The 22,973-nt window shown below is 69.3% G+C and carries 23 protein-coding genes and 2 tRNA genes; 8 read left to right on the top strand and 17 right to left on the bottom strand.

All coding sequences use genetic code 11. The features are described 5' to 3' along the window. Positions 1-37: 37 nt before the first annotated feature. The 10 genes from mnhG to QM708_RS14405 are packed head-to-tail and all read right to left on the bottom strand — an operon-like array spanning position 38 to position 9,516. The gene (mnhG, locus tag QM708_RS14450; protein ID WP_415110009.1) at positions 38-430 is read right to left on the bottom strand and encodes a monovalent cation/H(+) antiporter subunit G; all 393 of its coding nucleotides are present in this window, start codon (positions 428-430) and stop codon (positions 38-40) included. Next, complete coding sequence (locus QM708_RS14445) at positions 427-822, bottom strand: monovalent cation/H+ antiporter complex subunit F (RefSeq protein ID WP_415110006.1); 396 nt, start codon at positions 820-822, stop codon at positions 427-429. The genes mnhG and QM708_RS14445 overlap by 4 nt, the downstream gene beginning before the upstream one ends. Then, positions 816-1,454 carry a Na+/H+ antiporter subunit E gene (locus tag QM708_RS14440; protein WP_415110003.1) on the bottom strand — a complete coding sequence of 213 codons (639 nt, stop codon included), beginning with the start codon at positions 1,452-1,454 and terminating at the stop codon, positions 816-818. Before QM708_RS14440 ends, QM708_RS14445 begins: the two co-directional genes overlap by 7 nt. After that, the gene (locus tag QM708_RS14435) at positions 1,451-2,983 is read right to left on the bottom strand and encodes a Na+/H+ antiporter subunit D (RefSeq protein ID WP_415110000.1); all 1,533 of its coding nucleotides are present in this window, start codon (positions 2,981-2,983) and stop codon (positions 1,451-1,453) included. The genes QM708_RS14440 and QM708_RS14435 overlap by 4 nt, the downstream gene beginning before the upstream one ends. Next, positions 2,980-3,408, bottom strand: a complete 429-nt coding sequence (locus QM708_RS14430) for a Na(+)/H(+) antiporter subunit C (protein ID WP_415109998.1) — start codon at positions 3,406-3,408, stop codon at positions 2,980-2,982. Before QM708_RS14430 ends, QM708_RS14435 begins: the two co-directional genes overlap by 4 nt. After that, positions 3,408-6,338 (bottom strand): Na+/H+ antiporter subunit A, encoded by a 2,931-nt coding sequence (locus tag QM708_RS14425; protein ID WP_415109995.1) that lies wholly within the window; start codon positions 6,336-6,338, stop codon positions 3,408-3,410. The genes QM708_RS14430 and QM708_RS14425 overlap by 1 nt, the downstream gene beginning before the upstream one ends. A gap of 42 nt (positions 6,339-6,380) precedes the next feature. Then, entirely contained in the window at positions 6,381-7,382 is a 1,002-nt protein-coding gene (locus QM708_RS14420; RefSeq protein ID WP_415109992.1) for a lysostaphin resistance A-like protein, read from the bottom strand. A gap of 3 nt (positions 7,383-7,385) precedes the next feature. Beyond that, a complete protein-coding gene (gene ndk / locus QM708_RS14415; RefSeq protein WP_415109989.1) occupies positions 7,386-7,799 on the bottom strand; it encodes a nucleoside-diphosphate kinase in 414 nt (137 codons plus the stop codon). A gap of 23 nt (positions 7,800-7,822) precedes the next feature. Continuing rightward, positions 7,823-8,158, bottom strand: coding sequence for a DUF4233 domain-containing protein (locus tag QM708_RS14410; RefSeq protein WP_415109986.1), 336 nt, complete (start codon positions 8,156-8,158; stop codon positions 7,823-7,825). Then, the gene (locus QM708_RS14405; protein ID WP_415109983.1) at positions 8,155-9,516 is read right to left on the bottom strand and encodes a bifunctional folylpolyglutamate synthase/dihydrofolate synthase; all 1,362 of its coding nucleotides are present in this window, start codon (positions 9,514-9,516) and stop codon (positions 8,155-8,157) included. Before QM708_RS14405 ends, QM708_RS14410 begins: the two co-directional genes overlap by 4 nt. A 71-nt stretch (positions 9,517-9,587) precedes the next feature. On the opposite strand from QM708_RS14405, the gene QM708_RS14400 reads away from it, so the two are divergent. From QM708_RS14400 to QM708_RS14375, 6 genes are all read left to right on the top strand, one after another. Next, positions 9,588-10,142, top strand: a complete 555-nt coding sequence (locus QM708_RS14400) for a MauE/DoxX family redox-associated membrane protein (RefSeq protein WP_415109980.1) — start codon at positions 9,588-9,590, stop codon at positions 10,140-10,142. Continuing rightward, positions 10,139-10,903, top strand: a complete 765-nt coding sequence (locus tag QM708_RS14395; protein WP_415109977.1) for a DsbA family protein — start codon at positions 10,139-10,141, stop codon at positions 10,901-10,903. Before QM708_RS14400 ends, QM708_RS14395 begins: the two co-directional genes overlap by 4 nt. Before the next feature lie 44 nt (positions 10,904-10,947). Continuing rightward, the gene (locus QM708_RS14390) at positions 10,948-11,724 is read left to right on the top strand and encodes a DsbA family protein (protein ID WP_415109974.1); all 777 of its coding nucleotides are present in this window, start codon (positions 10,948-10,950) and stop codon (positions 11,722-11,724) included. A 54-nt stretch (positions 11,725-11,778) separates the two neighbouring features. Beyond that, positions 11,779-14,361 carry a valine--tRNA ligase gene (gene valS, locus QM708_RS14385; protein WP_415109971.1) on the top strand — a complete coding sequence of 861 codons (2,583 nt, stop codon included), beginning with the start codon at positions 11,779-11,781 and terminating at the stop codon, positions 14,359-14,361. Positions 14,362-14,791: 430 nt separating this feature from the next. Further along, complete coding sequence (locus QM708_RS14380) at positions 14,792-15,037, top strand: type II toxin-antitoxin system Phd/YefM family antitoxin (RefSeq protein WP_415109968.1); 246 nt, start codon at positions 14,792-14,794, stop codon at positions 15,035-15,037. A 147-nt stretch (positions 15,038-15,184) separates the two neighbouring features. Further along, positions 15,185-15,688 carry a hypothetical protein gene (locus tag QM708_RS14375; RefSeq protein ID WP_415109965.1) on the top strand — a complete coding sequence of 168 codons (504 nt, stop codon included), beginning with the start codon at positions 15,185-15,187 and terminating at the stop codon, positions 15,686-15,688. 16 nt (positions 15,689-15,704) lie between these two features. Here QM708_RS14375 and clpX read toward each other — a convergent pair whose 3' ends face one another. The 5 genes from clpX to QM708_RS14350 form a co-directional block, all read right to left on the bottom strand. Further along, positions 15,705-16,997, bottom strand: a complete 1,293-nt coding sequence (clpX, locus tag QM708_RS14370; RefSeq protein WP_415109962.1) for an ATP-dependent Clp protease ATP-binding subunit ClpX — start codon at positions 16,995-16,997, stop codon at positions 15,705-15,707. Between the two features lie 32 nt (positions 16,998-17,029). Then, complete coding sequence (locus QM708_RS14365; RefSeq protein ID WP_415109959.1) at positions 17,030-17,677, bottom strand: ATP-dependent Clp protease proteolytic subunit; 648 nt, start codon at positions 17,675-17,677, stop codon at positions 17,030-17,032. 11 nt (positions 17,678-17,688) lie between these two features. Then, positions 17,689-18,303 (bottom strand): ATP-dependent Clp protease proteolytic subunit, encoded by a 615-nt coding sequence (locus tag QM708_RS14360; protein ID WP_415111447.1) that lies wholly within the window; start codon positions 18,301-18,303, stop codon positions 17,689-17,691. 135 nt (positions 18,304-18,438) lie between these two features. Beyond that, entirely contained in the window at positions 18,439-19,920 is a 1,482-nt protein-coding gene (gene tig, locus QM708_RS14355) for a trigger factor (RefSeq protein WP_415109956.1), read from the bottom strand. 52 nt (positions 19,921-19,972) lie between these two features. Then, positions 19,973-20,043: transfer RNA gene (locus tag QM708_RS14350), tRNA-Gly, on the bottom strand. Between the two features lie 104 nt (positions 20,044-20,147). Between QM708_RS14350 and QM708_RS14345 the strand changes: the two genes are divergently transcribed. Further along, positions 20,148-20,221 (top strand) — tRNA-Pro (locus QM708_RS14345). Between the two features lie 196 nt (positions 20,222-20,417). Continuing rightward, positions 20,418-20,648, top strand: coding sequence for a helix-turn-helix domain-containing protein (locus QM708_RS14340; protein ID WP_415109953.1), 231 nt, complete (start codon positions 20,418-20,420; stop codon positions 20,646-20,648). Positions 20,649-20,693: 45 nt separating this feature from the next. Here QM708_RS14340 and QM708_RS14335 read toward each other — a convergent pair whose 3' ends face one another. Both QM708_RS14335 and QM708_RS14330 read right to left on the bottom strand, forming a co-directional pair. Next, a complete protein-coding gene (locus tag QM708_RS14335) occupies positions 20,694-21,377 on the bottom strand; it encodes a response regulator (protein WP_415109950.1) in 684 nt (227 codons plus the stop codon). Continuing rightward, entirely contained in the window at positions 21,370-22,956 is a 1,587-nt protein-coding gene (locus QM708_RS14330) for an ATP-binding protein (RefSeq protein WP_415109947.1), read from the bottom strand. The genes QM708_RS14335 and QM708_RS14330 overlap by 8 nt, the downstream gene beginning before the upstream one ends. Positions 22,957-22,973: the final 17 nt, after the last annotated feature.

Raw genomic sequence — 22,973 nt, 5'->3', positions numbered from 1 at the left:
GCCACCCGCCCGCGCGCGACGACACGACCGGCACCGGTCAGGGATGATCCTCCGGGTTGGGTTTGTTGCTGAAGCCGGCCGCGGCGAGGTCGTCGGCCAGCTCGTCCACCGTGGCGTGTTCGGAGTCCCATTGGTCGGTGCGGTAGGCGGTGCGCGCCAGCATGTGCCCGGCCACCGGGGTGGTGAGGATCTGCAGGGTCACCACGAGGGTGCCCAGCACGAAGACGTGGAAGGTGCGCAGCGTGAACACCACCCCGAGCAGCACCAGCATCAGCCCGAACACCTGCGGCTTCGTCGCGGCATGCAGCCGGGTGAGCACGTCGGGGAACCGGACGATGCCGACCGCGGCGGCCAGGCAGAAGAAGGCACCGCCGAGCAGCAGGGACGCCCCCACGACGTCCAGGATCTCGCCGAGAAGTTCGGGGTTCATGCGTCCTCCTTCGGTGCGCTTGCAACGCCGCCGGGCGGTGTCTCCCGGGGACGCCGCACGGCGTCCGGCTGGTCACGGTAGGCGGCGCGCGCCTCGGCTTCGAGGAAGCGCCGCTCGCGGATCGAGGTGCCGGTGATCAGCCGGGCCAGCGCGACCGCGCCGGTGAAGCCGACCAGCGACAGCATCAGGATGATGATCAGCCCCACCGAGGTGCGCATCACGATCGCGTGGGTGGCGATGCCTGCGATCAGGATGCTGATCAGCACGTCGGAGGAGATGCCACGGTCCAGGCCGGTGGGGCCTTTGGCGAGCCGGATCATGGTGAGCAGCACCGCCGCCACCAGCACCACGACGGCCAGGGCGATCAGCCCGTCACGGATCAGCATCAGCATGAGGGTTCCTCCGCTTCCCCGCGGGCGGCCGCCTCGGCTTCGGCGGCCTCCAGCCGTTCGAGTTCCTCGATCTCGGCGCGGGAGCCGAACGCGTGCACGACCCGGTCCTCCAGCGCGAGGGTGTCGCGGACGATGGTGGCCCGCTCGCTCAGGTCGGGCAGGTCGAATACGTGCAGGTACAGGTGCCGGCGCTTGGCGCGGGCGTCCACCACGATGCTGCCGGGCACGACGGAGGCGAACTCGGCGACGTTCACCTGATACAGGTCGGAGTCGGAACGCAGGTTGACCCGGAGGATGCCCGGGCGCGGCGCTTTCCGGCTGAAGGCGAAGATCGCCAGCCGGGTGGAGGCGACCGCGAGATCCTTGACCAGGTGCGCGACCAGTCTGAGCGAGCCCCACAGGTGCAGCCGGCCGGCGTACATCACCGGCGGCAGCGGGAACATCAAGGTGACCAGGGTGCCCAGCAGCGCCCCACCGACCACGGTGACGATGCTGATCTCGCCGACCAGCACCACCCAGATCACGGTGAGCAGCGCGATCGCCTTCGGCTGGACGCGGCGGCGCGAGCGGATCCGCACCTCGCCCTCGGCCGGCCCCAAGGCGCCGGCGGGCCTGGTTCCCGGTTCGATCACGGCGTCACCTCCCCCAACACGGCCCGCACATAGGCGCCGTCCAGCAGCGCCGTCGCGGCGTCCTTGGTGTACTCGTAGGCCGGACCGGCCACGAACGTCAGCGTCAGGCTGAACGCGATCAGCGCCATGGTGGCTCCCACCATCACCCCGGGCATCAGGCGTCCGGAGTTGTCGTCGTCCTCGTCCTCATCCTCGTCGCCGCCGCGGGTGATCGCGACCGGGGTGCCCCAGAAGGCGCGGTTCCACACCTTCGCGATGGCGTACAGGGTGAGCAGGCTGGTCAGCACACTCGTGACGACCAGGGCCAGCGACAGCGGCGTGCCTTCGGCGGTGGCGGCCTCGAGCAGGCCGAGCTTGCCGATGAAACCCGAGAACGGCGGAATGCCGGCCAGGTTCATGCCGGGCACCAGGAACAACACCGCCAGCAGCGGCGAGGTGGTCATCAGGCCGCTGAGCCGGTCGAGGTTGTTGGAGTGCCCGACGCGCTGGATCAGCCCGGCCACCAGGAACAACGTCGCCTGGATGGTGATGTGGTGGGCGGTGTAGTAGATCGTCGCCGCGAGGCCGGCCGGGGTGGCCAGCGCGATGCCGAGCATCATGTAGCCGATGTGGCTGACCAGCGTGAACGACAGCAGACGCTTGATCTCCACCTGGGCGATCGCGCCGAGGATGCCGACGATCATGGTCAGCAGCGCGATCCACATCAGCAGTTCGCTGAGCGGACGGTGCGGGAAGATCAGCGTCTGCGTGCGCAGGATCGCGTACACACCCACCTTGGTGAGCAGGCCGGCGAACACGGCCGTCACCGGCGCGGGCGCGGTCGGGTAGGAGTCCGGCAGCCACGCCGACAAGGGGAAGACGGCCGCCTTGATCGCGAACACCAGCAGCAGCATGAACTGCAACTGCCCCTGGGTCGCCTCCGGCAGGTCGGGCATCCGCTGCGCGATCTGGGCCAGGTTCACCGAACCGACCGCGGCATAGATGTTGGCCAGCGCGGTCAGGAACAGCATCGAGCTGAGCAGGTTGACCACCACGTAGATCGACCCGGCGCGGATGCGCGACTTGGTGCCGCCCATGGTGAGCAGGACGTAGGAGGCGAACAGCAGGATCTCGAAGCCGACGAACATGTTGAACAGGTCGCCGGCGAGGAAGGCGTTGGACACGCCCGCGCACATCAGCAGGAACGTCGGGTGGAAGATCGACACCGGCGTCTCTTTGCGGACTTCCTCCTCTTCCTGCCCCGCCGAGTAGAACAGCACGGCGAGGGTGACCAGGCCGGCGACGGTGAGCATGATCGCCGACAGCCGGTCGGCGACCAGCGCGATGCCATAGCCCTGCGGCCAGGCGCCCACCCACAGGGTCTGGACGCCGTCGGTGTGCGCCCGCAGCGCGAGGGTGCCTGCGGCGACGACGACACCGGCCAGCACCAGGATCGACACCGCGCGCTGGACGCGCGGGCGGCGTCCGAGAATGAGGGTGAGCGCCGCGCCCAGCATGGGCAGCAGGACAGGGACGGTGAGCAGGTTCATTCGCTCACCATGTCCTCACCGGCATCGGAGAAGCGGACGTCCTCGTAGGAGTCGGACACGTCGTCGCGCTCGGCCAGTTCGCGGATCCGGCGGTCCTCGACGTCATCGGACACCTCGTCGTTGCCGTTGAGCTGGAAGCTGCGATAGGCCATGGTGACCACGAACGCGGACACGGCCATCGTGATCACGATCGCGGTGAGCACCATCGCCTGCGGCAGCGGGTCGGTCATCGTCTCGGGGGCGAACATGCCGATGATCGGCGGGTTGCCCGCCGCGCCCGCGGCCAGCATGAACAGCAGGTTGACGCCGTTGCCCATCACCAGGACGCCGACCAGGATGCGGGTCAGCGAGCGCTCGGTGAGCAGGTACACCCCGGACGCCACCAGGACGCCCGCGACGATGGCGAGGGTGAGATTGCCGCTCATCACATTCCCCCGCTCTGGCGCGCGGTCACCGACAGGGCGGTGGTCGACTCGGGGCGCGGCAGCGGCGTCCGGTCCTCTTGCGCGTGCTGGTCGATGCCCGCGCCGAGGCTGCGGACCAGGTCGAGCATCATGCCGAGCACGATCAGGTAGACGCCGATGTCGAACACGGTCGAGCTGACCAGGTGCAACTCGCCGAAGAGGTCCATGGTTCCCCACGGGGTGGCGATGTCGTTGAGGGCCTCGATCGCGAAGTGGACGTCATAGCTTTGGAAGATCCGCCCGCCGAACAGCCAGGGGAACGCCGCGCTGCCGACCGCGATGAACAGCCCGACGCCCAGGATGCGGCCCGCGTCGGTCGGCGCCGCGTCCTGCAGTTCCTTGGCGCCCGCGGCCAGGTAGCGCACCATCAGCGCCAGGCCGGCGACCAGGCCGCCCGCGAAGCCGCCGCCCGGGCTGTTGTGGCCGGCGATCAGCAGGTAGAGCGACACCAGGATCATCACCGAGAACAGCAGCCGGGTGACCACCTCGAAGATCAGCGACCGCGAGGCCGGGCTGAGATTCTCGCTCGCGCGCAGCCACGCACCGGTGCTCTGGTTGCTGGCTCGAGTGCGCGGAAGCCGCCGCTGCACGCGGGAGCGCAGGAAGATCAGGCTGGCGACGCCGGTGGCGGCGATGATCAGCACCGACACCTCGCCCAGGGTGTCCCACGCGCGGGTGTCGACCAGGATCACGTTGACGACGTTGCGGCCGTAGCCGAATTCGTAGGCGGCCTTCTCCAGTCCCGCCGAGGAGCGTTCGGCGACCCGCGAGGTCGTCGACAGCAGGATGGACGCGGTGACCGTCGCGCCCACGCCGACCGCGAGCAGCATCCGCCACCAGCGCGACGAGTGCAGCGGACGGTCGGTGAAGTACTTCGGCAGCGTCCGCATCACCAGCAGGAAGACCAGCAGGCTCGCGGTCTCGATCAGCACCTGGGTGAGCGCCAGGTCGGGGGCGCCGTGCATCAGGAAGAGCAGCGCGGTGCCGTAGCCGGTCACGCCCACGGTGATGATGGCCCGGATCCGTCCGCGCACCGTGATCAGCGAGACCGCCGCAACGCAGATGATCGCGCCCACCACCAACTGCGCGGGCGTATCGAACGCGTACAACTCGGTGGGCCAGGCCGGCAGCAGCAGCAGCGTGCCGCCCACGGTGACCACGAACACCGACAGGATCACCGACAGATAGGACGCCAGCGAACCCCGCTGCGTGCGCGCGGTCACCTCGACGGCGAGGATGTCGAGCAGGCGCATCGACCAGCGGTAGAAGTCGTTCGCGGCCGCGACCTGCGGGAAGGTGCCCTGGACCCGCCCGACCACGTCGCGCTGCCAGAACAGCAGGACGCCGCCGGTGATCGCGACCGCCGACAGCGCCAGCGGAATGGTGAAGCCGTGCCACAGCGCCAACGAGTGCGGATGCCCACCAACCTCGATGCCGTGGGTGTAGCTGCTCATCACCTCGGTGATCGGCCCGCCCAGGAATCCCGCGACCAGGCAGAGGACGCCGAGCAGGACCGGCCCGGCCAGGAAGCCGGCCTCGGGCGCATGCTTGATCACCACCGGCGTGGCCGAGCGGCGCCGGTGCCCGAACGCACCCCACCAAAAGCGCAGCGAATAGGCGGCGGTCAGCATCGAGCCGACCACGATCGCGGCGAGCAGCAGGATCGCCGGCGCGGGCAGCATCCCGGTGCCGTCGCCGTCGGTCGCGATCATCACCAGCGAGTCGAGCGCCGCCTCTTTGGCGACGAAGCCGAACAGCGGCGGGATACCCGCCATGGACGCCGCGGCCAGGCCCGCCACGACAGCGAGCACCGGCAGCTGGCGTCCCAGGCCGGACAGCTTGGTCAGATCGCGGGTGCCCGTGGAGTGGTCGATCACGCCGACGGTGAGGAACAAGGTGGCCTTGAACAGGGCGTGCGCGAGCAGCATCGCCAGGCCGGCCTGCCCCGCCGCCTGGGTGCCGATGCCGACCAGCAGGGTGATGAAGCCCAGCTGGCTCACGGTGCCGTAGGCGAGCAGCAGCTTCAGGTCGTTCTGCCGCAGCGACCGCCAGCCGCCCAGGATCATGGTGGTGGCGCCGAGCACGGTGAGCGCCAGCCGCCAGCCGGGGACGCTCGCGAACGCCGGGGCGAGCGCCGCCACCAGGTAGATGCCGGCCTTCACCATCGTCGCCGCGTGCAGGTACGCCGAGACCGGCGTGGGTGCCGCCATCGCGCCGGGCAGCCAGAAGTGGAAGGGGGCCAGCGCGGACTTGCTGAGCGCACCGACCAGCATGAGCAGCGCGGACGCCGTGGCCGCCAGCCCGGTCGGTTCGGCCGCGAGCACCGCATGCAGGCGGAAAGTGCCGGTGATCACGCCGAACCCGACGATGCCCATCAGCATGGCGAGGCCGCCGGTGGTGGTCACGATCAGCGCCGTGGTCGCCGCCGCGCGGTTCGCGCGCCGGGACGAGTCGTGGCCGATCATCAGGTAGGAGAACACCGTGGTGAGCTCCCAGAACACGTACAGCACCACCAGGTCGTCGGCCGTCACCAGGCCGAACATCGCGCCCGCGAAAGCGACCAGCAGACCGAGTGTGCGGGCGGGCGGCTCGTCGAAGTACCAGCGGCAGTAGCACAAGACGACGACCCCGATGCCGGTGACGAGCATCGCCAGCAGCCATTGCAGCAAGCCCACGTGGAAGGCCAGCGATACGTTCAGCGACGGAATCCAGGGCGCGACCTCGACGTAGGCGGCACCGCGGACCACGGCGGGGGCGAGCGAGAGCAACCAGGCGAAACCGATCGCGGGGGCGAGCGCCACCAGCAGGAATGCGTTCCGGCCGAGGAGGCGCACCCCGAGAGCCGCGCCCATACCCAGGATCAGATGGAGGGCGATCAGGCTCAGCAGCACGCGGTCTCGCCTCTCGGTGGAAGGGTCAGCTGGACGGTGCCTTCATTCTACCAAAGCGGCGGTGACAGCCTTGTTTCGGCGCCAGCGCCATTCGATCAGGACGCCGGCGAAGACGATCAGGCCGAGGACGATCAGCACCCACGGCCCGCCGGCACCGGCGCTGCGGTCGAACATGCCGGTGATGTCGGAGAACGGCGCCAGCGCGAGCGAGGTCATGTTGTTCACCACATGGATCGCGACGGCCGCCTCCAGGCCGCCGGTACGCCAGGTCACCCAGGACGTGACCACGCCGAAGACGAGGTAGTGCGCGTTGAGCCACGGATCGCCCGCGCCGTGCAGCAGCATGAACACGGTCGCGGTGACGACGGTGGACGCCACAAAGCCGACGACGGACACCCGGAACCAGGAGGAGACGGCACGCCCCAGCACCCCACGGACGAGGTACTCCTCGGCCGCGGCCTGCAGGGGGGTGGTGAACACGACGGTCACCAGCATCAACAGGGTGTGCGGACGCCAGGCGAGGTCGACGCCCTGGACCAGGTTCAGAATGCCGTTGACGAGGATCCACGCCGGCAGCAGCATCAGCGTCACCGACACCAGCCAGCGCCAGCGCACCCCGCCCTCGATCGAGGACAGCCATCGGGGTCGCTGCCCGGTGCACGCCCAGGCCGTCAGGAACGCCAGCGGCAGGCACAGCACGAGGCCGATGTTGTTGGCGACGAAGAAGGGGACGCCCAGCGAGGACAGGTCACCCCGGGCCAACTCGGCCCAGTCCGCCCGGTCGGTCATCATGCCGACGGCGCCGGCCACGGTGGTGATGACCAGGAATCCGGCCCCCGCCATCATGATGGCGAGCACGCCCCGCCACCAGCGGTAGCGCGGCGCACGCCAGAAGGCGAAGTAGTCGCGCGGCTGGACCGGGAGCGCGGACGGCGGCAACGGGGGTGCCGGCGGGAGGGGTGGCGCGGGCCAACCGTACCCGGGCGGAGAGGCCTCCAGGTGCGGTGATTGCGGGTGCTGCGGGTGGGGTGGGAGCACTGTCATCGGTCAGCCGACGAGTTCAGGGAACCACAGCGAGATCTCGCGCGCCGCGGACTCGGGCGAGTCGGAGGCATGAACCAGGTTCGCCGGGCCCGACAGCGCGAGGTCGCCGCGGATCGTGCCGGGCGCTGCCGCGACGCCGTCGGTGGCGCCGTTGAGCGAGCGGACGGCCTCGATCACCCGCGGGCCCTCGACGATCACCGCGACCAGCGGGCCGGAGGTGATGAACTCCCTCAGCGCTGGGTAGAAGGGGCGCTCCACGTGCTCGGCATAGTGCTGATCGGACAGGCTCACGTCGATGGTGCGCATCTGCAGCGCGCGGATCGCGAGGCCCTTGGCCTCGTAGCGGGCGAGGATGGTGCCGACGAGGCCGCGGGCAACGGCGTCCGGCTTGAGCAACACGAGCGTCTGTTCGGTCATGACATCCACCCTAGCGGTGCGGCCTAGGCGCGGGACTCGATCCGTTTCCCGAGCACGAAGGTGACCACGTACAACAGCGCGAACATGCCGCCGACGGCATACATCCACGGGGTGAGCAGGCCGAGCAGGACGGCCACCACCTGGGTGAGCCAGGCCAGCGGCCACCCGAACGGACGCCGCAGCGTGCCGCCGGCCGCGAGCGCGAGGACGGCGGCGGTCAGCCCGGCGCCGAGCGCGAGGCCGATGGGGACGTCGGCCACCTGGATCATGCCGGCGATGGCCAGGATGAAGATGATCGCCTCGAAGATCAGGATCAGCGCCAGCGAGCGCGTCATCGGGTTCCCGTCCGCGAGCCTCATCGGGCCGCCTCCCCCGCGTCCGCGTCGGGAGCCTCGTCACGGTGGCGCACCAGCAGGGTGCGCGCCTCGCCGGCCAGGATCACCGATCCGGCGATGAGGACGCCGGCGCCCGGCCCGGCGTCGTCGGCCAGCTGCACCGCCAGCTCGAGGGCGTCCGGCAGCGCCGCGCGCACGTGCACGCGATCCTCGCCGGCCGCCTCGGCCGCCAGCTCGCCCAACTCGTCGGCGGGCAGGCCGCGGTCGGTCGAGGCCACCTGGGTGCACACGAACGTGCTGGCGTCCTCGGCGAGCAGTTCGAGGACGCCCTCGACGTCCTTGTCACGCATCATCGCGACGACCACGATCAACGGCGCGAAGCCGTAGGCCTCGCGAAGGCCCGCGAGGGTGGCGCGGGTGCCGTGCACGTTGTGGCAGGTGTCCAGCACCAGCGGCGGGCCGGAACGGACGAGTTCGAGCCGGGCCGGCGCCTGCACGGCCGTCAGCCCTTCGGCGAGGACCTCCGGCGGGATCGGCCGGCCGCCCAGGAACGCCTCCACCGCCGCCACCGCCAGGGCGGCGTTGCGGGCCATGTGCTCGCCGTGGATCGGCAGCATCAGGTCACCGACCGGGCCGCCCGCGGTGTCGACGCGGATCACCTGGCCGCCGACGGCGGGCGTGCGGTCGATCAGTGCGAAGTCGACGCCCTCGCGCAGCACCCGCGCGCCCACCTCGGCGGCGCGGGCGGCGATGGCGGCATCGGCGTCCGGGTGCTGGGCGGCGGTGACCACGATCGAGCCGGGCTTGATGATGCCCGCCTTCTCGGCGGCGATCTCGGCGATCGTGTCGCCGAGCAGGTGGGTGTGATCCAGATCGATCGGCGCGATCACGGCCACGTCGGCGTCGGCGATGTTGGTGGCGTCAGTGATACCGCCCAGGCCCACCTCGACGATCGCCACGTCGACGGGCGCCTGCGCGAAGGCCTCGTAGGCCAGCGCGGTCATCACCTCGAAGAAGGTCATCGGCACGCCGTCGTGACGTTCGGCGTCCACGATCTCGACCAGGGGCATCACGTCGCCGACCAGGGCGTCGAAAGCGGCGGCGTCCATCGGCTCGCCGTCGATGCAGACCCGCTCGGTCAGGTCGGCCAGGTGCGGCGACGCGATCCGTCCGGTGCGCAGATTGAGCGCGCGCAGCAGCGCGTCGATGATCAGCGCCGTCGAGCCCTTGCCGTTGGTTCCGGCGATCTGGATCACCGGGTAGCCGCGCTGCGGCGCCCCCAGCAACTCGGTGAGCGCGCGTACACGGGCGAGGCCGGGCGCGATGCGGTGTTCTGGCCAGCGCGACTGCAAGGCGCGCGCGATGTCGGCATGGGTCGTCATGGTGCCGTTCAGCCTACCCGTGGCGGTGGAGCGGACGCCCACCCGTTACCGGCCCCGGGTATCGTTGGCCCGTGCCTGTTGCCCCAACCTTCGCCGGACGCCCCGTGCGCGACTGGATCGGCCTGCTCGCGCGCCTGCTTCTGGGTGGCGTGCTGCTCGTCGCCGGCGGCCTCAAAGTGGGGGCGCTCGGCGAGTCGGTGGTCGCGGTGCGCGCCTACCTGATCCTGCCCTACGAGATCACCGCCTTCGTCGGCTATGCGCTGCCGCTGGGCGAGATCGCGCTCGGCCTGCTACTGATCAGCGGCCTGTTCACCCGCCTGTCCGCCGCTCTCGGCGGGCTGCTGATGCTGGCGTTCGCCGCGGCGATCATCTCGGTCTGGGCGCGCGGGATCAGCCTCGATTGCGGCTGCTTCGGCGGTGGCGGCGTGATCGACCCCGAGACGGCCTTCGCCGCCTACCCGTGGGAGATCGCGCGCGACATCGGGCTCGCGGCGGCGGGCGCCTGGCTGGTCTTCTTCCCCCGCACCCCGTACTCCGTCGACGGCGCGCTGTCCGCCGCCTCGCCGGCGTCCGGACTCTCCCCCCACACCGATCACCCCGCGGCCGAGGAGCTGGAAACACGATGAGCAGTCAAGCATCCAACCGGCGTGAGCAGTTGCGCCGCCAGCAAGAGGCCGCCCAGAAGGCCAAGCGCACGCAACGCATCGTCGGCATCGTCGCCGCCGTCGTGGTCATCGTGCTCGTCGGCATCCTGGTGTTCGCCCTGGTCAACGCCGCCAATGGCAGCAAGGGCGCCCAGGTGACCCCGCCGAACGCGAACGCCGACAAGAATGCGCTCGTGGTGGCCAAGGGCCGTGAAGGGACGCCGCTGGTCACCCTGTATGCCGACTACCAGTGCAGCGCCTGTGCCTCCTTCGAAGAGAACTACGGCACGATGCTGGAGAACACCGCCAAGGCCGGCGACTGGACCCTCCAGACCAAGACGATGACCTTCATGGAGGACCGGCTGCGCAACACCGCCTCGCTGCGTGCCGCCGTCGCGGCGTCCTGTTCTGATGCCGCCGGCGTGTACTGGGCCTACAACCGCGAGGTGTTCGCCAACCAGGAAAGCCCGCAGGCGCCGAACACCCCGGGCTACACCGATGAACTGCTGCGCGACACCATTCCCGCGAAGGTCGGCATCACCGGCGACGCGCTCACCTCGTTCCAGCAGTGCTACGACCAGCGAGCCACCAACGACTTCGTCGAGGGTGTCGAGCGCAGCGCCTACGACGACGGGGTGAACACCACCCCGACGATCACCGTCAACGGCAAGAAACTCGACCTGAACCAGGCTAAGAACGCCACGCCGGCGGGCATCCGCCAGTTCATCCTCGACAACGCCTGAGCCCCGCTTCCCTCCTTTCCCCCAGCCGAGGAGCTAGAACCACGATGAGCAATCAAGCAGCCAACCGGCGCGAGCAGTTGCGCCGCCAGCAAGAGGCCGCCGCGAAGGCCAAGCGCACCCAACGCATCGTCGGCATCGTCGCCGCCGTGGTGGCCACGGTGCTGGTCGGCATCCTGGTGTTCACGCTGGTCAACGCCGCCGGCAACTCGGCCAGGGGCTCCCAGACCACCCCGCCGAATGCGACCAGCGAACGCACCGGAATCCGGATCCCGCCGGCTTCGGGCCAGCTGAAGGAAGGGGCGCCCACCGTCGAGGTGTTCTTCGACTACCAGTGCCCGTATTGCCGCGACCTCGAGACGACCAAGGGTGCGGCGTTCAACGCGCTGGCCGAATCCGGGGAGATCGCGCTGATCAACCGGACCATGACCTTCATGGACAACAACATGCGCAACACCGCGTCCAGCCGCGCGGCGGTAGCCGCCGCGTGCTCCGATGAGGCCGGGGTCTACCCCGAGTACAACGCGGCGGTGTTCGCCAACCAGGCCGCCCAGGAGATTCCCGGCTCGATCGGGTACACCGACGAACTGCTGACCAGCACCATCCCGCAGGCGGTCGGAATCACCGGCGAGGCGCTGACCCGGTTCCAGAGCTGCGTGTCCTCCAACGCGACCAAGGACTTCGTCGACGAGGTTGACAAGGCCGCCTACAAAGCCGGGGTGACCGGCACTCCGACCCTGCACGTGAACGGCAAAGTGGTGGAGTGGCGGCCGCTACCCACCACGCCCGAGGCCCTGCTCGCCGCCTTGAAGGCCGCCGCCTGAGCCGGCGCCGGACCGAGGTGAAGCCGAGGCGTCCGCACCGGTAAAATCCGGCGCATGACTGTTCAGCCACCTGCCAGCACGCCCGCGCCGACCACCTCCGGGTGGGTCGTACCCGAGCGCCCCGTGCTGGAGGGGCTGGAGGATCGCTGGGCGAAGGCGTGGAAGGAGCAGGGCACCTACGCGTTCGTGCGCCCCGAGAGCCGCGCGCAGGTGTTCAGCATCGACACCCCGCCGCCGACCGTGTCGGGTTCGCTGCACGTGGGGCACGTGTTCAGCTACACCCACACCGACCTGATCGCCCGCTACCAGCGGATGACCGGCAAGCACGTGTTCTACCCGATGGGCTGGGACGACAACGGCCTGCCCACCGAGCGCCGGGTGCAGAACTACTACGGCGTCCGCTGCGACCCGTCGATTCCCTACGATCCCGATTTCACTCCCCCGGCCAAGCCGGACCCGAAGCGACAGATCCCGATCAGCCGGCGCAACTTCATCGAGCTGTGCCACGAGCTGACCGCGATCGACGAGCAGGTGTTCGAGGATCTGTGGCGGCACCTGGGCCTGTCGGTGGACTGGGACACGCTGTACGCGACCATCTCGGACGAGTCGCAGCGGGTGGCGCAGCGCGCCTTCCTGCGCAATTTCGCCCGCGGCGAGGCGTACCTGTCCGAGGCGCCGACCATGTGGGACGTGACCTTCCAGACCGCGGTCGCCCAGGCCGAACTGGAGGCCCGCGAATACCCTGGTCACTACTACCGGGTCGCCTTCCACGGCGCCGAGGGCCCGGTGTACATCGAGACGACGCGTCCGGAGTTGATCCCGAGCGTGTGCGCGCTGATCGCGCACCCCGACGACGAGCGCTATCAGCCGCTGTTCGGCACCACGGTCACCTCGCCGGTGTTCGGCGTCGAGATCCCGGTGCTGCCGCATGCGGCCGCCGAAAAGGACAAGGGCGCCGGCATCGCGATGTGCTGCACCTTCGGCGACCTGACCGACGTGCAGTGGTGGCGCGAGTTGAACCTGCCCACCCGGGTGGTGCTGCAGCGTGACGGACGCCTCCAGCGCGAGGCCCCCGACTGGCTGGTCAACGCCGAGCCGTACGCGGAACTGGCCGGCAAGACCACGTTCAGCGCCCGCCAGGCGATGGTCGATCTGCTGCGCGCAGCCGGCGACCTGGATGGCGAGCCCAAGGCGACCCAGCGGATGGCGAACTTCTACGAGAAGGGCGACAAGCCCCTCGAAATCGTCTCGACCCGGCAGTGGTACATCGGCAACGGCGGACGCGACGCGGCCCTGCGCGAGCAGCTTCTCCGGCGCGGTGAAGACCTGGAGTGGACGCCGGAGCACATGCGGCACCGCTACTCGAACTGGGTCAACGGCCTCAACGGCGACTGGCTGGTCAGCCGCCAGCGCTTCTTCGGGGTGCCGTTCCCGGTCTGGTACCCGGTGGACGCCGACGGTGAGCCCGACTACGCCCACCCGATCACCGCCGACGAGGCGTCCCTGCCGGTCGACCCGGCCTCGCAGGCCGCGCCCGGCTACACCGAACAGCAGCGCGGCGTGCCCGGCGGCTTCGTCGGCGACCCCGACATCATGGACACCTGGGCCACCTCGTCCCTCACTCCGCAGATCGCGTGCGGCTGGGAGACCGACGAGGAGCTGTGGCAGCTCACCTTCCCGATGGACATCGCCCCGCAGGCGCACGACATCATCCGCACCTGGCTGTTCAGCCGCGTGGTCCGCTCGCACCTGGAACACGACTGCCTGCCGTGGAAGCGCGCCACCATCTCCGGCTTCGTGGTCGACCCCGACCGCAAGAAGATGTCGAAGTCGAAGGGCAACGTGGTCGTGCCGACCGAGATCCTCGACAAGTTCGGGGCGGACGCCGTCCGCTGGCGCGCCGCGATGGCCCGCCCCGGCATGGACTCCCCCTTCGACGAGACCCAGATGAAGGTCGGACGCCGCCTGGCGATGAAGATCCTCAACGCATCCAAGTTCGTGCTCGGCATCGCCGGCGCCGAAGGCGAGCCCGAGGCGTCCGCCATCACCGCACCGGTCGACCTGGCCATGCTCGCCGGGCTGGCCGGCGCGGTCGAGCAGTCGACCAAGGCGTTCGAGGCCTACGACTACTCCAGCGCACTGGAAGCGGCCGAGAAGTTCTTCTGGACCTTCTGCGACGACTACCTCGAACTGGTCAAGGAGCGCGCCTACGGTTCCCAGGGTCCGGACGCCGCGGCGTCCGCCCGCGCGGCACTCGCGCTGGCCCTCGACGTGCTGCTGCGCCTGTTCGCCCCCTTCATGCCGTTCGTGACCGAAGAGGTGTGGTCGTGGTGGCGCGCCGGCTCGGTGCACCACGCGTCCTGGCCGAAGCCCGCCGAACTGCCCACCGGCGGCGACGCGGCCCTGTTGGACGACGTCTCGGCCGCCCTGATCGGCATCCGCGGAGCCAAGTCGAACGCGAAGGTCTCGATGAAGACCGAGATCGCCGCGATCACCCTCAGCGGACCCGCGTCCTCGGTGGCAAACCTGACCCAGGTCGAGGCCGACCTCCGCGCCGTGGGCCGGATCACCGGCACCCTCACCTGGGGCGAAGCCGAAGCCATCGAGGTGAACGCCACCCTGGCCGCGCAGGCATAACGTTCCGTGGACATGAGACGAATCGGGTTCGAGTACAGGCCCGATTCGTCTCATTTACGCCTCGATACGTGACGCCGACTCAAGAACCCGGAGAACGCGGTGCGGACGGAGCGTACGCTCCGTGCTCAAGCCTGGGAAGTTGTCGCCGCGCGTATGTTGCAGCATGCGCGTGACGACACTTGGACGGGCAAGGTGACGGAGCGTACGCTCCGTCACGGGACGCGATCTGGCGGGAATCTCGGCCACGCGGCTCCGGCCTGACGCCGATGGGGCGACGTCCTCATCGCGCGCCAGTATCCGGAGATAGGAGAACAATCGGGTTGGACTACCGACCCGATCCTTCTCACATCCTCGCCCGAGGCCAGCGCCGGTTCGGCGATCACCGGATCTGGCCGGACGAGCGGGACTGCATACTCAACGGAGGTGCGCGATGGGCAAGGTGTATTCCTCGGGTGAGTTCAACCGCAACATGAGCACGGCCAAACAGGCTGCCAAGGATGGCCCGGTGGTGATCACCGACCGCGGAACACCCGCGTATGTGCTGACCTCAATCGAGGAGTACCGGCGCATGAAGGAGCACCACAGCATCGTCGACATCCTTCGGATGGACGACGGCGACGACATCGAATTCGAGCCGGTCCGTATCCAGGATCTCGGACGAGCAGCGGAGTTCTGATGTCCGTGGACACATGCACCATCCGGTGGACCGTCCATGAAGTGGGTGGCGGCAACTGCTCCGCTCCGACCAGCATTCTCACTCCTCATTCCTTGGCGGCGCAGCCGAACTAACGAGCGCTCAGGGGCTCTCACTAGTGTTGCGGCCATGAACCCGACCCGGCGTCCGCGGACGCCTGCTGTCCTGGCCGCCACACTGGCAGCCGCCTCCGCTCTGTTCCTGACCGCATGCGAGACGCTCGATGGGCGGATAGAACAGTTCCAGCAGGACTTCGGCAAGGCGACGCTCCCGTCCATCGCGATCGGGGAATGCACCAATCTGGAGGGCACACCGCCCGAGGAAGAGGAAGTCACCCACATCCCCCGGGTGCCGTGTGGGACGCCGCACAAGTGGGAGGCCTACGCCGAGCTACAACTCGAACTCACCGCGGACTTCCCGGGAGACGAGGCCCTCACCAGCCAAGCCGACGACTTCTGCTGGGACGAGTTCTTCGCTTTCGCAGGAATCGACTACGAGGACTCCGAACTCGAGTTCTTTCCTCTCACCCCGACCGAAGACGGGTGGAAGACCGTGCGCGACCGCACGGTGACCTGCCTGATCGGTTTGGAGGACGGCGGCATCACCGGCACGCTCAAGGACGCCCAGCGCTGAGTTCAGTCCCGCGCGCTCACGCCGAACGCGGCCTGCGTGACGCGGGCCGGGTGGACGCCGCGCGCGGCAGCATTCGGGGCTCGCAGCCGTCGCGGACGACCTCGGCGGTGACGACCACCTGACCGATGGTCTCATCGGAAGGCACGTGGTACATCACGTTCAGCAGGATCTCCTCCAGGATCGAGCGGAGACCGCGGGCGCCGATGCCGCGTGCCAGCGCCAGGTCGGCGATCGCGGCGATGGCCTCGTCGGTGAACTCCAGGTCGACGCCGTCCAGTTCGAACAGTTTGCGGAACTGCTTGGTGAGCGCGTTGCGCGGCTCGACCAGGATGCGCACCATCGCCTCGCGGTCGAGCGGGTTCACCGTGGAGATCATCGGCAGGCGGCCGATGAACTCAGGAATCAGCCCGAACTTGTGCAGATCCTCGGGGCGCACTTCCTCGAACGGGTTGGCGTTCTCGGCGCGGCGTAGGGCGAGATCATTGTTGAACCCGAGCGGGCGCTTGCCGATGCGGGCGTTGATGATGTCTTCCAGGCCGGCGAACGCACCGCCCACGATGAACAGGATGTTCGTCGTGTCGATCTGGATGAACTCCTGGTGCGGGTGCTTGCGCCCGCCCTGCGGCGGCACCGATGCGGTGGTGCCCTCCAGGATCTTCAACAGCGCCTGCTGGACGCCCTCGCCCGACACGTCACGAGTGATCGACGGGTTCTCGGACTTGCGGGCCACCTTGTCGATCTCGTCGATGTAGATGATGCCGGTCTCGGCCTTCTTCACGTCGAAGTCGGCGGCCTGCAGCAGCTTGAGCAGGATGTTCTCGACGTCCTCGCCCACATAGCCGGCCTCGGTGAGCGCCGTCGCGTCCGCCATCGCGAACGGGACGTTCAGCATTCGCGCCAAGGTTTGCGCCAGGTAGGTCTTGCCGCAACCGGTCGGGCCGATCAGCAGGATGTTCGACTTGCCGAGTTCGACCAGTTCGTCCTCGGCGGCCCGGCGCGGATTGTTGGCCTGGGCCTGCACCCGCTTGTAGTGGTTGTACACCGCGACCGCGAGCGCCTTCTTGGCGACCTCTTGGCCGATCACGTACGAGTCGAGGAAACCGACGATGTCGCGCGGCTTGGGCAGTTCCTCCAGCAGGCCGACATCGGTCGCCTCGGAGAACTCCTCCTCGATGATCTCGTTGCACAACTCGATGCACTCATCGCAGATGTAGACGCCCGGACCGGCGATCAGTTTGCGCACCTGCTTTTGGCTCTTGCCGCAGAACGAACACTTCAGCAGATCCGACGTCTCACCGATCCGGGCCATCTCTCACTCCTTCTCGCCGGCGCCCCGAGGGCTCAGCGAACATCCTTCAGCGAGGTGAAGATCTCGTCGATGATGCCGTACTCGAGAGCCTCCTGGGCGGTCAGGTACTTGTCGCGCTCGATGTCGCGGCTGACCTGCTCGACGCTCTGGCCGGTGTCGTTGGCGAGCATCTGCTCCATCAGGGCGCGGATACGCAGGATCTCGCGCGCCTGAATCTCCAGATCCGACCCCTGGCCGTAGCCGCCCTCGGTGGCCGGCTGGTGGATCAGGATGCGGCTGTTCGGCAGCGCGAACCGCTTGCCCTTGGTGCCCGCGGCGAGCAGCACGGCCGCAGCGGACGCCGCCTGCCCCAGGCAGACCGTCGACACGTCGGGCTTGATGTACTGCATGGTGTCGTAGATCGCGGTCAGCGCGGTGAACGAGCCGCCCGGGGAGTTGATGTACATCGAGATCGGGCGCTCGGGGTCCATCGACTGCAGGCACAGCAGCTGCGCCATCACCGCGTTGGCGATGTCGTCGCTGATCGGGGTGCCGAGGAAGATGATCCGGTCCTCGAAGAGCTTGGTGTAAGGGTCGACGCGCCGCACGCCGTAGCTGGTGCGCTCCTCCCACTGCGGGATGTAGTAGTCCATCGACGCGCCCGCCGGTGCGGTGCCGCCGAGACCGAGACTGCTCTGCATGGTTGCGTTCCTCACTGGTTCGGGGCATCGTGGCCGGAGATCTGGGCGGCGCGCTCGTAGACGTGGTCGATGAACCCGTACTCGAGCGCCTCGGCGGCGGTGAACCAGCGGTCGCGGTCGGAATCGGCCTCGATCTGCTCGACCGGACGCCCGGTGTGCTCGGCGATCAGCTCGGCCATCTCCTTCTTCGTGGCGATGATCTGCTCGGCGAGGATCTTGATGTCGGACGCCGTGCCGCCCAGACCGCCGGACGGCTGGTGCATCATGATCCGCGCGTGCGGCAGCGCGTAGCGCTTGCCCGGCGTGCCGGCGCTGAGCAGGAACTGCCCCATGGACGCCGCCAGGCCCATCGCCACCGTGGCGACGTCGTTGCTGATCCACTGCATGGTGTCGAAGATCGCCATGCCGGCGGTGACCGAGCCGCCGGGCGAGTTGATGTAGAGGTAGATGTCCTTCTCGGGATCCTCAGCATTCAGCAGCAGGAGCTGCGCGCAGATCGCGTTCGCGTTCTCGTCGCGCACCTCGGAGCCGAGGAAGATGATGCGGTTGGCCAGGAGCGCCTGGTACACCGAGTCGCTCATTCCGGCGCCCGAAGGGCCGGCTGCGGCTCGCAGGCCGGGAAGCATGTCAGTCACGTCGCTGACGCTACCCGCCGCGTCCGACATTTCGGAGCAGACATCGCCCGTGTTCGCTGACGGCAGACGAACGGGCCCCGGAGAAACCTCCCCGGGGCCCGTTCGTGACGTGCTAGACGGTCGCGCTCACTCGGCGGCGGCCTGTTCGGCCTCAGCCGACTCGGCGTCCGCGCCTGCCTTCTTGGCGGCCTTCTTCTTGGCCGGCGCCTTCTTCTTCGCGGGCTTCTCGGCCGGAGCCTCGTCCGCGGCCTCGGCGGCCTCGTCCTCGGCGATGGTCCCATCGGGACGCACCACGCTGACGTTCACGGTCGCGCCGGACTCGTCGGTGATGGTGGCCTCATCGATGATCATCCGCAGCACCTTGCCGCGGCGGATCTCGCCCATCCACTCCGAAGCGTGGTTGTGCTCGAGCATGTGCTGCATCTCCTGCTCGGGGCTGTTGCCCGAGCTGGCGGCGCGGCGGAAGATCATCTCGGTGAGCTCGTTCTGCTCGACGCCCACCTCGCGCTCGTCGGCCAGCTTGTCGAGGATGATCTGCGCCTTCAGCGAGGTCTCCGCGTTGGTGGCGACCTGCGCCCAGAACTCGTCGGCGTCCTTGGCGGTCTCCTCCTCGGTGTCCTCCAGGTAGCGCTCGAGGGTGTAGCCGGCCCGGGCCAGCTGCTCGGTGATCGAGTTCTTGCGGTTCTCGACCTCGGCGGCGAGCATCGCCTCGGGCAGGTCGAACGGCGTCTTGGCGACCAGGTCGGCCACGATGGCGTCGCTGGCGGCGTTGACCTGGTCGACACGCGCGGCGCGGGCGACGGCCTCGGTCAGGTCGGCCTTCATCTCTTCGACGGTGTCGAATTCGGACACCAGCTGGGCGAACTCGTCGTCGACCTCGGGCAGCGTCTCGGTCTGCACCTTGGTGATGGTGACGGTCACATCGGCGTCCTGGCCTTCGGCGGGGCCGCCGACCAGCTGCGAGGTGAAGGTGACCTCGTCGCCGGCGGACTTGCCGGTGACGGCCTCGTCCAGGCCCGGCAGCATGCCGCCGGCGCCGACCTTGTAGGTCAGGCCGGACGCGGTGCCGTCCTCGACGGGCTCGCCGTCCTGGGCGGCCACCAGGTCGATGGTGACGATATCGCCGGACTCGGCGGCGCCGTCCTTGTCGGTGCGGGTCGCGAAGCGCTGGCGCATCACCTCGATGCGCTCGGCCACCTCATCGTCGGTCGCGGCGAGCACCGGCACGGACGCCGACAGCTCGGAGAACGCGGGAACCTCGAAGTCAGGGCGCACATCGAGCTCGGCGGTGAACTCCACCAGCTCGTTGTCCTCCAGCTTGGTGACGTCGACCTCGGGCTGGCCCAGCGGGACCAGCTCGTTCTCGGCGACCGCCGCACCGTAGGCGTCCGGCAGGGCCGCGTTGATGGCGTCCTGCAGCACCGCGCCACGCCCGAAGCGCTGGTCGATGACCATCGGGGGAACCTTGCCCTTGCGGAAGCCGGGAATGTTCACCTGGCGCGCGATGTCGGAGTACGCCTTGTCCAGGTGGGGCTTCAGGTCGGCGAAGGGGATCTCGATGGTCAGCTTGACCCGGGACGGGGACAGCCGCTCGACGGTGCTGGGCACTTGGTTGACTCCTGGTTAATGGACGGTTCGGTGTCACCCCGGAGGGGAACAGAGCGGATGACGGGAATCGAACCCGCGTAGCCAGTTTGGAAGACTGGGGCTCTACCATTGAGCTACATCCGCGTGCGCTCGCGCGCCACAACACTGTACCCGGTGTCCCCCGCCCGATGCACACCGGCGCATTCGGTGACCGGACGCCGATGGCCTACAATCGCAGGGTTGCCGCACGGGGTGTAGCGCAGCTTGGTAGCGCATCCGCTTTGGGAGCGGAAGGCCGCAGGTTCAAATCCTGTCACCCCGACAGTCGTCGCTCTGACCCGACAAACCGCCCCGGCTAGGTGCTCGGCACCCCGCCAGGGCGGTTTCGCGGTCGTGTGGGGCGTTCAGAACACCACGATCGCCTGCCAGGTGACCCCGCCGTCCCGCTGCGGACTTCTTCGTGATTTTCCGATATCGGTGCTGTATCGTGAAAACACGATACGAATGCGGAGGCCCCGATGACCGAGCACACCGCCCGTCTGCGGGCACCGGCCGACTTCGGGCTCGCCGTCCAACAGGCACGTCTCTCACGAGGGATGACGCAAGCCGAACTGGCGGCCGAGGTCGGCGTCCCGCAGAGCACCATCAGCGAGGTCGAGGCGGGCAAGTCGACCATCTACCTGCGCCGCTTGCTGAGTCTCGCCAAAGCGACAGGCCTTGAGTTCACCGCGACCTGGAAGGACGGCTGAGCGTACGGTCGAAGGCGAACGGCCCGGTCGTCGTCCAGCGGCTCGTCAGGGGCGCCAGGCGAAGGTGACCTCGGGGCGTCCGGAACCGCCGAGGCGTTGCGATCGGGTGACCCGGCCCTCGTCGGCGAGGTATTGCAGATAGCGGCGGGCGGTCACCCGGGAGGTGCCGACAGCGTCGGCGACCTCGGACGCCGACAGCGCGGCCGGCTGGGTGCGGGTGAGGGCGGCGATCACCGCGTCCATGACGTCGCGGGCGAGACCCTTCGGCAGGACGCCACCGCTGGCCGGACGGCGCAGCTCGCGGAACGCGGCGTCCACCCCTGATTGGCTCGCCGAGGTGGCGCCGGCGAGGCCGGCCCGGAACCGCGCGTAGGCCTCGAGGCGTTCCCGCAGGTCGGCGAAGGTGAACGGCTTGAGCAGATAACCGACCACACCGAAGGTGAGCGCGGCACGCACCAGGTCGACCTCGCGGACGGCGGTGATCGGCAGGATGTCGATCGGGCGGCCTGCGCCGCGGATTCCGCGCACGATGTCGAGTCCGTGACCATCGGGCAGGTTGAGGTCGAGCAGCACCAGGTCGACGCGCTCGCGGGACAGCACCGCCACGGCGGCCTGCACCGTGCCGACGACGCCGGCCAGTGCGAAGCCGGGAACCCGCCGGACGTATTCGGCATGCCCGGCCGCCACGGCCGGCTCGTCGTCGACGACGAGCACGCGCAGGTCAGCCATGGGCGGCCACCGGAAGGGTGACGGTGAAGGTGGCTCCGGGCGGATCGGAGACGGTCACCCGCCCGCCGAGCAGTTCGGCGTTCTGCCTGACCAGCGCCAGGCCGATGCCCCGCCCGGCCGGCCCGGAGGCGTCCTTGGTGGTGAAGCCGCGTTCGAAGGCGCGCTCGCGCTGGTCCTGCTCCAGCCCGGGCCCGTTGTCGCTGACGGTGAGCACCACCTCGCCGGCCGACACCTGGGCGTCCACGACGATCTCGGGCGCGGCACCGCCGGAGCCGGTGGCCAGAGCATCGAGCGCGTTGTCGATCAGGTTGCCCAGGATCGTCACCACCGGGTGCGGTTGCACCACGCCGGCCGGCAGGTGGGCGTCCGGATCGAGATCGAGGGCGACGCCGCGCTCGGCGGCCTGGGACACCTTGCCGAGCAGCAGCGCGGCCACCGCCGGCTCCTCGACGGCCGCGAGGATGGCGTCGCGCTGCCGGCGGGAGGCGTCCAGGTCTTGGGTGGCGAAGGCGACGGCGGCGTCCGAGCGGCCCACCTCGATCAGGGTGATCACCGTGTGCAGCTTATTGGCGGCCTCGTGCGCTTGGGCGTGCAACGCGTCGGCGAGCGACTGGGTGGTGGCGAGTTGCCCGGTCAGCTCGGCCAGTTCGGTGCGGTCGCGCAGCGTGGTCAGCGTGGCGACTACCGCGCCCTTGCGCCGGACCACATCACACGACACCAGCAGCACCCGTCCCCCGCTGACATGCGGCACGTCGACATGCTGTCCTCGCGCCGCGAGCAACGCGGCCAGCCCGGGCGCGATACCGAGCTCGCTCACCGGGCGACCCACCGCGTCCGGGGCCAAGCCGAGCAGGCGCCGCGCCTCGTCGTTGACCACCTGCAGGTTTCCTGAGGTGTCGGTGATGACGAGGCCTTCGCGCACCGCGTGCAGCACGGCGTCGTGATGGTCGTGAAGCCTGCGCAGTTCGACGGCGTTGAGCCCGAGCGTCTGCTGCCGGACCCGGTTCGCCACCCACCACGCCCCCGCTCCGGCCAGCACGGCCGCCGCGAGGCCGGGGAGCAGCACCTGGGGCAAGGTGGCGGCCAGGTGCTGGCTCACCCGGTCCCGGCGCAGGCCGACCGCGACCAGGCCGGTCACCTCGCCGTCGACCAGCACCGGCACCACGGCGCGGGTGGAGGGGCCCAGCGATCCGGTGAACTGCTCGACGACCTCACCGCCGGCCGCCGCGCCCGCGATGGTCCCGGCGTACTGGCCGCCGACCAGGCCCGCAGTGGGGTGGGTGTACCGGACGCCGCCGGGCGACATCACCACGATGAAATCGGTCGCGGTCAACTGCCGGGCCCGCTCGACCACCTCGGTCAGTTCGGCGGCCGGGTCGTCGGACGCCAACGCCTCGCGCACGTCGTCGGTCGCGGCAACCGCCCGGGCGATGTCGAGAACCCGCGCGGCGGCGGCGTCCTCGACGTGACGGACGGCCTGCGTGTAGGCGGTCAGCGTCGACAACCCGACCACGAACACGAGGATCCCGCCCAGCACGATCAGGACGTGCGAGGCAACGCTGCGGGATCGAGTGAACACTATGACCACAAGGATGC

This window comes from Propioniciclava sp. (assembly GCF_047602245.1).
In the GTDB taxonomy this organism is placed as follows: Bacteria; Actinomycetota; Actinomycetes; order Propionibacteriales; family Propionibacteriaceae; genus Propioniciclava.
Note: the sequence above shows the minus strand (reverse complement) of the source record. Positions and strands in the feature narration are given on the sequence as shown.